The sequence below is a fragment of the Parafrankia sp. Ea1.12 genome, from assembly GCF_900465275.1.
GTDB classification, from domain to species: Bacteria; Actinomycetota; Actinomycetes; order Frankiales; family Frankiaceae; genus Parafrankia; species Parafrankia soli.
This window is the reverse complement of the sequence record NZ_UBIZ01000283.1, coordinates 1-11,704: the sequence shown is the minus strand read 5'-3', so window position 1 is coordinate 11,704 and position 11,704 is coordinate 1. Positions and strand designations below refer to the sequence as shown.

The following is an 11,704-nucleotide window of genomic DNA, read 5'->3' as shown; positions in this document are numbered from 1 at the left end:
CGAACCGATTGATCTTGGTTGCTGACCCTGAAATCACTGTCCGACCGGTCACCACGCGGGCTTTGGCCAGGGGCGATGCCCAGTGACCACGCCGACCGCTACATCATCTACCGACTCGAACAGGCGCTCCGTGAACCTGGCGGGTCTCGGGCACTTCGGCCCGTACGGTGACGGTGATCGTCGGCGTCGCGACAGGCCCGCATCTGCTCGGCGGTCTGACACCTCTGGGACTTCGCGGTCCGGGGTCGGCAACTCGGCGCCCGCTCGCCGGCTTCGCCTCCGCTACCGACATGTCCGCCTTCGTATCTGACGTGTCGTGTTGTGCGCTGTCGAGTCGATACAGTTCGATCGCCAGCGCGGAGCGTGGAGACACTCCAACGGTTGGCGACCATCTGGTGACAGGGGGAACGCACGGTGGCGGTGCACGACACCCTCCTCGAGACGCTGCTCAAGGACGTGTCCACTGGCAAGATCCAGCTCCCGGACTTCCAGCGGGCGTGGAAGTGGGACGACGAGCGGATCCGTTCGCTGCTCGCGACGGTCACCCGGGAGTTTCCGCTCGGAGTGATCATGTCGCTGGAGACCGGCGGTGAGGCTCAGTTCAAGGCGCGCCCGCTGGAGGGCACGAAGGTTCCCGACGGAGAGGTCCCCGCGCATCTGCTACTGGACGGGCAGCAGCGCCTCACCTCGCTCTACCACGCGCTGGTCTCCCGCGAGCCCGTGCAGACCGAGGACGAGCGACACAACGAGCTGTCGGTCTGGTATTACATCGACATCGTCCGGGCGATCGGCAGCGAGGACGAGCGCGAGGAGGCCATCGTCTCCGTGCCGGCGAGCCGGCTGCTGCGCCGGGGCTCCGGGCCCGACGACGTCATCGACCTGAGCAGCCGGGAGAAGGAGTGCGCAGCGGGGATGTTCCCGCTCAACCTCAGCCTGGACTCGATGGAGACGAATGACTGGGGATGGATCTACGCAGTAGATGACGACCGGAGACGCACCTGGGGGCGCTTCAACGGCGAGGTACTCAAGAGGATCAATCAGTTCCGCGTGCCCTGGGTCAAGCTCCCGAAGGAGACGAGCAACGAGGCCGTCTGCACGGTGTTCGAGAAGGTCAACACCGGCGGGCTCGTCCTGAACGTCTTCGAACTGCTCACGGCGACCTACGCCGGCAACCGTGGGTACACGTCCACGCACGGTTCGGAGTTCAACCTTCAGGAGGACTGGGAAGGCATCTCGAAAGGACTGAGCGAGAAGTACCCGGTCCTGGAGGATCTGAAGAACATCGACTTCCTGCAGGCGCTCATGCTGGTCATCAGCTACCACAAGCGCCACCGCTACCTCGCCGAGCATCCGCGACGGACCGCGGACGCGCCGTCGATCCGGTGCAAGCGCAGGGACCTGCTGACGCTCCCGTTGGCTGACTACCGGAAATGGTCGCCGGCGGTTACGGAGGCGCTCGCCTGGGCCGGCGACTTTCTCCAGGGCCAGTGCGTCTTCCGTAGCGGCGAACTGCCGTACCGGACACAGCTCGTGCCGCTGGCGGCGATCAGGACCGTCCTCGGGGCGGCCACCGACCGGCCGGAGACCCACGAGAAGATCGTCCGCTGGTACTGGTGTGGCGTGTTCGGCGAGCTCTACGGCGGTACCACCGAGAGCCGGTTCCCGAAGGACGTCGAGCAGATGGTCGACTGGGTTAACGGCACCGGCAGGAATCCGGACACCGTCACCGAGGCGGCGTTCCAGGAGCAGCGGCTGCACACCATGACGACGAAGGTCAGCGCCGCCTACAAGGGCGTCTTCGCACTGCTGTTGCAGCAGGGCTGTTACGACTGGTACGCGACCGACGCGCCGATCAACGCCGACACTCTGGTGACCGAGACGGTCGACTTCAGGCAGATCTTCCCGAAGGCCTGGTTCGATCGCGCCGGAACCAAGGATCCTCGGATGACCAGTGTGATCAACAAGACGCCCCTCTCGCTGCGTGCGGCCAAGACGATCGGCGGGCGCTCTCCGGCGACCTACCTCGAGATGTTCGCCCGCGAGTCAGGCCTGCCGGCCGACTGGATCGATGATCTTGTCGATTCGCAGCGGATCGACCCGAAGACACTCCGAGCCAATGACTTCGGCGCCTTCTACGAGGACAGGATCCAGCGGTTGCTCGCTCTGATCGAGAAAGCGATGGGCAAGCCCGCGGGCCGGGAGACGCCCTCGCCTGTCGTCGCGGCCGGCTGACCGCCCAACACAGAGATCACAGGCAACCCGCATGGACGACATCCTCACGTCGCTGGTCGACAGCGAGCTGACGATCCGGCAGCTGCTGGAACGGTTCGACTACGGCGTCCGCAGCCCCGCGGCGATCTCCGCGATCCGCGTTCAGCTCTCCCAGGCCCGGCTGGCGACCGAGCCGACTTTCGAGGCTGGCCCCCTCGACACCCAGATCAAGATTATTCCGGTCTCGCGACCAGCTCAGGACGACGGCCCACCCAGCGCGAATCCCCAGGACGCGCCGGCCACCGAGGTGCCCGACCCATCACCTTCACCCGACGACACCACGGCATCACCCGATGAGATCCCGCCGCAGCGGGCCGCGGACGACGGCACGGAGGAACCGAGCGGACAGGAGGAACCGGCCGGGCAGGAGGCGGCGGGCGAGTACCCCGACGAGGAACTCCCTGGCGGGACGCTGCGGGTCGGCGACCTGCTGTCGGACCATCGGGAGCTCTGCACCGTCGGGCCCAGGGACAGCCTCCACAAGGCGATCACCTGCATGCTCCAGTGGGAGTACTCGCAGATCCCGGTGTTGGAAGGCGCGTCCCATCTCCATGGGGTCGTGACCTGGCAGTCCGTCGCGATGCTGTACGCGCACGATCACGCGCCCACCCTCGCGAAGGCGACCTACAACGACGTACAGGTCGTCCACGACACGGACAGCCTGCTGGCGGCGCTGGCCACCATCACGGCGTCCGACTACGTCCTGGTCCGCAACCAGCAGGGGGAGATCTGCGGCATCGTCACGATGGCCGACGTCGCGACCCGCTTCGGTGACCTCGCCCGGCCGTTCTTCGTGATCGGCGAGATCGAGCGGCTCATCCGTGGCCTGCTCACGCCTATCTTCGACCACGACCCGGCCGTCCTGAAGGCCACCGGGAAGAAGACCGACCGGGTCGCGGAGATGATGTTCGGAAACTACAAGTACCTGCTGAAGGTGCCGGCGAACTGGCAGAAGCTCGGCTGGCCGTTCGTCGACCAGACGGCCTTCATCGAGCTCCTCGACGATGTCCGCAAGATCCGCAACGCGGTCGCGCACTTCCGCACGGAGCCGCTGACCGCCGAGGAGAACCGTCAGATCAAGCAGCTCCACGGAATGCTCAAGAAGCTCGCCGTGTAAGTAGGTTCGTGCAGTTGGGCTAGTGTCGCGGGCTGGGGCAGCGGGGGTCGTCGTTCGGAGCGTGGCGGCGGGAGCAGCGGGGAGACGGGGTGCAGGACAGGCGTTGGACGACGGTCACGGCGTCACAGTTCCCGCATGAGCGGGAGGCACTGGAGCACGTCCAGCGACTGCTGCCGGACGCCGAGCCGTACCGGGCCTGGTCGAACTTCACCTTCGTCGCGTCGACCGGGCACCTGCGCGAGGTCGACCTGCTCGTCGTCGCCCGCGGCGGGGTGTACCTCGTCGAGATCAAGAGCTGGGCCGGCCGGCTGACGGCCTCCGGGTCGAACTGGGTCCAGCACCGGCCGTCCGGCGGCGACCTGATCTTCGACAATCCGCTGATCCTCGCGAACCAGAAGTCCAAGGAGCTCAAGCACCTCCTGGAGACCGCGGCCCGCGCGCAGGGGCTCGGCAGGCTGCGGATGCCGTTCTTCCAGCCGGCGGTCTTCCTCTCGAACGGGACGTTGAAGGTCGAGCTGCCGGACTTCCAGCTGCACGGGATCTTCGGCCCGGAGCCCGCCGGCGGCGGCGCCCCGGTCAGGGCGGGCACCGCGGGTGCGCTCCCGTCGATCTGGTCCGGTCTGCTGGACGCGCCGCTGCGCGACGAACGCCACCGGATCAGCCCGGAGACGTCCAGGCGGCTCGCGACGCTGCTCCCGGCCGCCGGGATCGCGCGCAGCCGGCGCCACCAGCGCGTCGGCGCCTGGGAGCTGGAGTTCCCGGCCTTCGAGTCCGGCCCGACGTGGCAGGACTACCACGCCCGGCACACCCAGATGAGCTCCGCGCGCCGTCGCGTGCGGATCTACCTGGTGGAGACGGGCGCGGCCGAGGCCGAGCGCCGGACTCGGGAGGCGGCGGCCAAGCGCGAGTTCCTCGTCCTCAACGGCATCGACCACCAGGGCATCGTCCAGATCGACGGCCTGGAGCAGCACGAGGCCGGCCCGGCGCTGATCTTCCGGCACCACCCCGACGAGATGCGCCTCGACCACTACCTCGCCCGCTACGGCGACCGGCTCGACGCCGGCACCCGGCTGCGAATGATCCGCGAGCTCGCCGAGACACTCGACTACGCACACGGCCGCCACCTCTACCACCGGACGCTCGCGGCCCGCAGCGTCCTCGTCGTGCCGGCCGCCCGCCGCGGCGACGACCAGGCGGAGAGCGAGCGGCGCTGGCTCTCCCCCCGGCTTGTAATCAGCGACTGGCAGGCGGCGGCCCGCGACATCGACGCGTCGACGGGGCAGCTGACCGGTTCGATGACGAAGACCTCGGTCGCGCTCGCCATCGAGCCCGCGCACCGGTTCCTGCCGCAGTTGGAACGGGCCGCGGAGAGCTACCTCGCCCCCGAGGTCGACGCCCCGTACCCGGACCCGGTCGGCATCGACGTGTTCGGCCTGGGCGCGCTCGCCTACCTGATCCTGACCGGTGAGGCCCCCGCGCCGACCCGCAACGCGCTGAAGGCACGGCTCGCCGAGGCCGGCGGGCTGCACCCGTCCGCGGTCGTCGACTCGCTGTCCGAGACGGCGAACGACCTGGTCGCGCTGGCCACCCGGGCGAAGCCGGAGGACCGTTTCGCCACCGTCGGCGAGTTCCTCGACTGGCTGCAGCTCGTCGTCGACGACGTCATAGGGCCGGCCGGCGCGGCACCGGAGAGCGCGGCACCGGAGAGCGCGACCACGCCGACAATCGACCTGCCTGCGGAGCCGGCGCCGGAGCTGGACCCGTTGGAGGCCGAGCGCGGTGACCTCGTCGGCGGGGAGTGGCGGATCAGGAGCCGGCTGGGTACCGGCTCGACGAGCCGCGCGTTCCTCGCGCGCAACGAGAAGACGAACCGCGACGAGGTCCTGAAGGTCGCGCTCTCCGACGAGCGGGCGCCGCGGCTTGCGCACGAGGCGGACGTGCTGGGCCGGCTGCGCGACTCGCGGGTGATCAGGCTGGCCCGGCAGGACACCCTAGTCATCGGCGGGCGCACCGTGCTCGTCCTCGACCACGCGGGCGAGCAGACCATGGCCCGCAAGCTGCGCGAGGGCCGGCTCTCGGTCGACGACCTGGACACCTTCGCGGGCGACCTGTTCGTCGCCGTCGACTACCTCGACGGCGAGGGCGTCGCGCACCGCGACCTCAAACCGGACAACATCGTGCTGCGCCGCCGGCCCAACCGGACCTGGCAGCTGGTGCTCATCGACTTCTCGCTGGCCAACCACTCCGTGCGCGACACCGCCGCCGGCACGCCCCGCTACCTGGACCCGTTCCTCGGCGCCGGCACCCGCACCACCTACGACGACCAGGCCGAGCGGTACGCCCTGGCGGTCACGCTGCACGAGATGGCCTCCGGCGAGCTGCCGCTGTGGGGCGACGGCTCCACCGAGGCGCGGTTCACCGAGGGCCCGCCGACGGTGGCGACGGAGGCGTTCGACCCGGCGATCCGAGCCGGCCTCACCTCTTTCTTCCTGCGCGCGCTCGACCGGGACGCGGGCAGGCGGTTCGGCTCGCTGAAGGACATGCGCGACGCCTGGCTCGCCGTCTTCCGCGCCGCCGACTCGACACCGCCGGTGCCGAGCGTCCACCCGCCCGCCGGCGAGCAGCCGCTGACTCCGGACGAGGCCGCGGCCCAGGCGACCGAGGTCACGCCGCTCGAGCAGGCTGGTCTATCCCCGCGCGCGGTCTCGGCGGCGCACCGGCTGGACTCGACGACCGTCGGCGACCTGCTCGACCTCGGCTCGAAGGACATCATCGGCCTGCCCGGCCTGGCCGGGAAGACCCGCCAGGAGCTGCAGAGCCGGATCCGGCAGTGGCGCCGCGCGCTCGCCCCGGCCCCGCAGAGCCCGCCGGCCGGCGGGCCGCCGGGCGCGTCGCCTGGTGCGTCGCCGACGGCCCAGCCCGCGACGGCGACGGACTACGCCCGGATGCCGGTCGAGCTGGTGGCCGACCGGCTGCTGCCCCGCTCCGCGCGGGCCACCACCGAGGCCGACGCGACCCGCCTGCTGCTCGGCCTGCCGGACGACGCCGGCACGGTGCCGGACCTGCCGCTCTGGCCGGGGCAGCAGCTGGTCGCCGAGCGGGTCGGCGTGACACCGGGGCGGATCGCCCAGGTGCTGACCGCGCGACGCAAGGCCTGGCACGCCGACGCCGCCGTCCGCTCGGTGCACGGCGAGCTGGTGGAGATCCTCGCCGAGGCCGGCCGGGTGATGGGTTTCGACGAGCTGGTCACCGCGGTGCTCGCCCGCCGGGGCAGCTCCCCGGGGACGAGCGCGCCGCGGGCGCGGGCGGCGGCGGTCGTCCGGGCCGCGCTGGAGACCGTCGACCTCGACGCCGAGCCGCGGATGGCCCGGCGGAAGTACAAGGACAGCGACCGGGTTCTGGTCGCCCTGGAGGTGACGGAGGCCGACGGCCCGGCCACCCCGTCGGCGCCGTCGCTGCTCGACTACGCGGTGGCGCTCGGCAAGGTCGCCGACCGGCTGGCGAAGGCCGAGGAGCTCCCCAGCCCGGCGACCGTGCTGCGCGAGCTCGCCGCGGCCAGCCCGGACGGGATGCCGGCGCTCACCGCGCCGCGCCTCGTCGGGCTGGCCGCGGCCGCGTCCCGCACCGCCGCGACCAACGCCCGCCTGGAGATCTACCCGCGCGCCCTCGGCCTCGTTCGGGCCCTGCGGCTCTCCCAGGCCGGCGTCCTCCTCCCAGCCCGCCCCAGCGCCATCCCCGCGCAGCCCACCGGGTCCGACGAACGCACCGAACGTGATCCACTTCCCGTCGAGACGATCCACGAGCGGGTGCTGGCCCGGTTCCCAGGGCTGGACACCGAGCTGCCACCGCATCCGCGGCTCGACGGCCCGCTGCGCGACGCCGGGTTCACCCTCGAGTGGGACCACGCCCGCGGCGGCTACCGGCAGCCGCACGGCCTGCTCTCCTCGACGGGCCTCGGCTCCCGCCCGACACCGGTTGTCCGCCAGCCCACCGGCCTGGGTGGCCGGACCGGCCGCTCGGCACTGGCCGACGACAACCCCAGCAGGGTCGCCGCCGCGACCGCCGAGCAGCGCCTGACCACGGCCGCCGAGACCGGCGGGTTCCGGGCACTCACCGTCCGGCGCAGCCACTACCTGACGGCGCGCGCCGAGCTGGCGAAGCCGCACCGGTTCGCCGCCGGACTGGTCGACGTCGCCGCCGTGTTCCTCGACGCCCTGCACGCCGAGGTCGACCCGAGACCCAAGCCAACGTGGGCGACGATCCTGCGCGCCGACCTCGCCGAGCCCGGCAGCCGCGCCGCCGCGAACCTCGCCGAGTACGTGCGGCTCGCCTGGGAACGGGCCGCGCCGCTACTCACCGAACTGCTCGACGCCCCCGCCGGCCGGACCGGGCCGGGCGGGCAGCCCGCGCCGCTGCTGCTGCACGACGCCGGCGTCTTCGGCCGCTACGACGGCCGGGGCTTGGACGTGCTGTTCGCGCTCGCCGAGCGGGCACGGGCCGGCGGCCGGCCGCTGTGGCTCCTCTGCCCGACGACCGAGCCGAGCCTGCCACCACGGCTCGACGGCGCGCTCGTACAGCTGGTGACCGGCAGCGACTGGGTGCCGCTGCCGGACTCGTGGGTGGGCAACCTGCACCGCGCTGCGGGCGACGGGGACGAACTAGCCGGCAAGGCGTCCTGAGATCCTTAAGGCCCGGCGGGGGACGCGAATGACGCTGAGGTTGCGCTGAGTGGGTGGGGAGACAATCATGATCGACCGGGTGGCGTTGCTCAAGGACGCCAAGCAGCAGGTCAAGGTGCTGGAGAAGGACCTGCGGGCCCAGGTCGACGCCGTGCCCGAGGTCGGTGCGCGGCTGCGGGCTGAGTACGACCAGGCGCGCAAGGTCGGCCGGACGGCGGCCACCTGGTCGGCCTGGCTAGGTGAGCGGGTCACGCAGGCCGCGGTCGCGTGGGTGCTCGGGACGGTGTTCGTCCGGTTCTGCGAGGACAACGGGCTGATCTGCGACCCGTACCTGGCCGGGCCGGAGGCGCGGCTCACCCTCGCAGAGGAGCGGCTGAACGAGTTCTACGTCCAGCACCCCGAGCTGACCGCCCGCGACTGGCTGCTCGCCGCCTTCGGCGAGATCTCAAAGGTGCCGGTCGGGGCGGGGCTGTTCGACGAGCGGCACAACGCGCTGTTCCAGATCCCGGTGACCCACGACGCGGCCAAGGACCTGATCACCTTCTGGCGTGTACGCCAGTCCGGGGAGCTCGTCCACGACTTCACCGACCCGGACTGGGACACCCGCTTCCTCGGCGACCTCTACCAGGACCTCTCCGAGGACGTCCGCAAGAAGTATGCCCTCCTCCAGACCCCCGAGTTCGTCGAGGAGTTCATCCTCGACCTGACGCTGAAGCCGGCCCTGGAGGAGTTCGGCCAAGAGGTCGAAGACCTCAAGAACTTCAAGATGATCGACCCGACCTGCGGGTCGGGCCACTTCCTGCTCGGCGCCTTCCATCGACTGTTTGCCAGGTGGGAAGACAAGGCTCACAGCCAGGACGTCTTCGAGTGGGTGAGGCTCGCGCTGGACGCTGTCCACGGAGTGGACATCAACCCGTACGCGGTAGCGATCGCCCGGTTCCGTCTTATCATCGCCGCACTGCGCGCCGCAGGGCTGAACTCGCTGTCAGCGGCGGCGGGCTACACCTTTCCGCTGCACGTGGCCGTCGGCGACTCTTTGATAAAGTATCGCCAACCCGGTCTGTACGACGGGGATCGTGACGATCTCGCAGAGTTTTCCTACGCCACCGAGGATCTCGTCGACCACCCCGGAATCCTCAAACAGGGGCGCTACCATGTTGTCATCGGCAACCCGCCCTACATAACCGTCAAGGACAAAAAGCTCAACGCGCTTTACCGCGAGATGTACGATGCCTGCGCGGGTAGCTATGCACTGTCCGTCCCGTTCGCGCAGCGCTTCTTCGAACTGGCAATTAGGGCCGACGATCAGGGACGAGGCGCTGGCAGGGTCGGCCAGATCACGGCCAACTCCTTCATGAAGCGCGAGTTTGGGAAGAAGCTAATCCAGGATTTCTTTGCGGACAGAGCCGAGCTGACCCACGTCATCGACACCTCCGGCGCCTACATCCCAGGACACGGCACTCCAACAGTCATCTTGACCGGCCGTTCAAACCGGGACAAGCGCACCCTGACTGTTCGCGCCGCCCTCGGTATACGCGGCGAGCCAGCGGTGCCGAATGAGGCGAGCAACGGATTGGTGTGGCAAGCAATAATTAGACAGATTCAGCATGCCGACTCGGAGAGCGAGTGGGTGTCCGTCTCAGATATACCGCGTGGTAGTCTGACCACCCATCCTTGGAGTCTTGCGGGCGGCGGCGCCTCTACGGTGACGAGCCTGATCCATCGATCTACCGCCTCTCGCCTTGGCCGACTCGCAGAGGTTGGCACGGGGGCGGTAACTCGCGAAAACGAAGCATTTATTGTCGGCGACAACACTCTTCAGCGAAGAGGGATAGCACCCGAATACCGCAAGCCTCTACTCGATGGAGAAAATATACGAGACTGGGCGTTCCGCGACGAGGTCATTGCGCTGTGGCCCTACCGTCTCGCAAATCTCCAGCCCGTTTCGTCCGTCGCGGAAGTTGAGCACTTCCTATGGCCTTACCGGACACAGTTGCGCGTCCGAGTCGCGTTCGGAAAAACCCAAATCGAGCGAGGGCTACCGTGGACCGCGTATTCAATGTTCTTTGCCGATCGTTATCACGGAAACACCATTTCGTTTGCATTCGTCAGCACACACAATCAGTTTACGCTGGATAGGGAAGGTCGGGTCTTCAACCGCACCGCCCCCATCATAAAGCTGCCAACGGGGGCGCCAGAGGAAGAGTATCTGCGACTGCTGGGGGTGTTGAACAGTTCAACGGCGTGCTTCTGGCTCAAGCAGGTAAGTCACAACAAGGGCGCAGGAGGGGGCGCTCGGGTTGAGGCCGGCTACGCAGCGCTGGCCGCAGATGAGTGGGAGAACCACTACGAGTTCACCGGTACAAAATTGCAGGAATTCCCACTGCCAGTCGAATACCCGCTGGGACTCGCCTCCGAGGTCGACCGACTCGCGCAGCAGCTAACATCAGCGAGCCCGGCCGCTGTCGCTACCAATGCCGTTCCCACCCGAAGCAGCCTTGCGGCAGCGAAGGCCGGCTGGCTTGCCACCCGCGGCCGCATGATCGCCTTGCAGGACGAACTCGACTGGCAGGTCTATCGGCAGTACGGCTTGCTTACCGACGAATTGACGCTGCCGGTGACGGCTATACCCGAGATCCAGTTGGGAGAGCGGGCGTTCGAGATCGTCCTTGCACGACGCGTGGCTGCCGGTGAGACGACCACGTCCTGGTTCAAGCATCACCTGCACCGATCAACGCCGATCACCGAGCCGCCCGCGCACTGGCCAGCCGAGTACCGCGCTCTGGTGGAGAAGCGGATCGCGGTCATCGAGTCTGACCGGAACATAGGGCTGATCGAGCGGCCTGAGTACAAGCGTCGGTGGGCGACCGAGGGCTGGGACAAGCTGCAGGACGCGGCGCTGCGGGGCTGGCTGCTCGACCGGCTGGAGAATCGTGACCTGTGGTTCACCGATGTCGACGGCATGGTGCAGCCGCGGCTGTGGACGACCGGCCAGCTCGCCGGCGAGCTGGCCGCCGACGCGGACTTCGTGTCCGTCGCCGAGATCTACCGGCCCAGGGAGGAACTGGCCAAGGTCGTCGCGGCCCTCGTCGAGGACGAGCACGTCCCGTTCCTCGCCGCCCTGCGCTACGCCGACACCGGCCTGGTGAAGCGCGCCGACTGGGAGTCGGTCTGGGAGCAGCAGCGCGCCGAGGACGCCGCCCCGACCCCGGCGAAGGCCAAGGAGATCCGCGACGCGATTCCCGTTCCGCCGAAGTACGCGCCGAAGGACTTCCGGAAGACGTCGTTCTGGCGGGCCCGGGGCAAGCTCGACGTGCCGAAGGAACGGTTCATCTCCTACCGGCCGGCCGGCCGGGACAACGACCCGACGCTGTTGATCGGCTGGGCCGGCTTCGACCACCGGGAGCAGGCGCAGGCGCTGGCCACCCTGATCGTCGACCGCCGCGACAACGACGGCTGGGACGGCACCCGCCTCACGCCGCTCGCCGCCGGCCTGCGCGAGATCATGCCCTGGGTCCGCCAGTGGCACGACGAGGTCGACCCGCTCTATGACGGCTCCCCCGCCGAGGTCTACGACGCCTTCCTCGCCGACACCCTGGGCCAGCTCAACCTGACCGAGGACGCCCTGGCGAGCTGG

4 protein-coding genes are annotated in these 11,704 nt (G+C 69.2%); all 4 read left to right on the top strand.

Features of this window, described 5'->3' with window-relative positions:
• Positions 1-414: 414 nt before the first annotated feature.
• Complete coding sequence (locus tag FMEAI12_RS13470; RefSeq protein ID WP_112106283.1) at positions 415-2,232, top strand: DUF262 domain-containing protein; 1,818 nt, start codon at positions 415-417, stop codon at positions 2,230-2,232.
• Between the two features lie 31 nt (positions 2,233-2,263).
• Positions 2,264-3,388, top strand: coding sequence for a CBS domain-containing protein (locus tag FMEAI12_RS13465; RefSeq protein WP_112106282.1), 1,125 nt, complete (start codon positions 2,264-2,266; stop codon positions 3,386-3,388).
• An 89-nt stretch (positions 3,389-3,477) separates the two neighbouring features.
• A complete protein-coding gene (gene pglW / locus FMEAI12_RS13460; protein WP_112106281.1) occupies positions 3,478-8,067 on the top strand; it encodes a BREX system serine/threonine kinase PglW in 4,590 nt (1,529 codons plus the stop codon).
• A 67-nt stretch (positions 8,068-8,134) separates the two neighbouring features.
• Positions 8,135-11,704, top strand: a 3,570-nt coding sequence (gene pglX / locus FMEAI12_RS13455) for a BREX-2 system adenine-specific DNA-methyltransferase PglX (protein WP_112106295.1), incomplete at its 3' end; no start/stop codon positions are given.

What these genes read in the sequence shown, in the direction of transcription:
- FMEAI12_RS13465 (WP_112106282.1), top strand. Translation starts at nt 2,264, where the DNA reads ATGGACGACATCCTCACGTCGCTGGTCGACAGCGAGCTGACGATCCGG.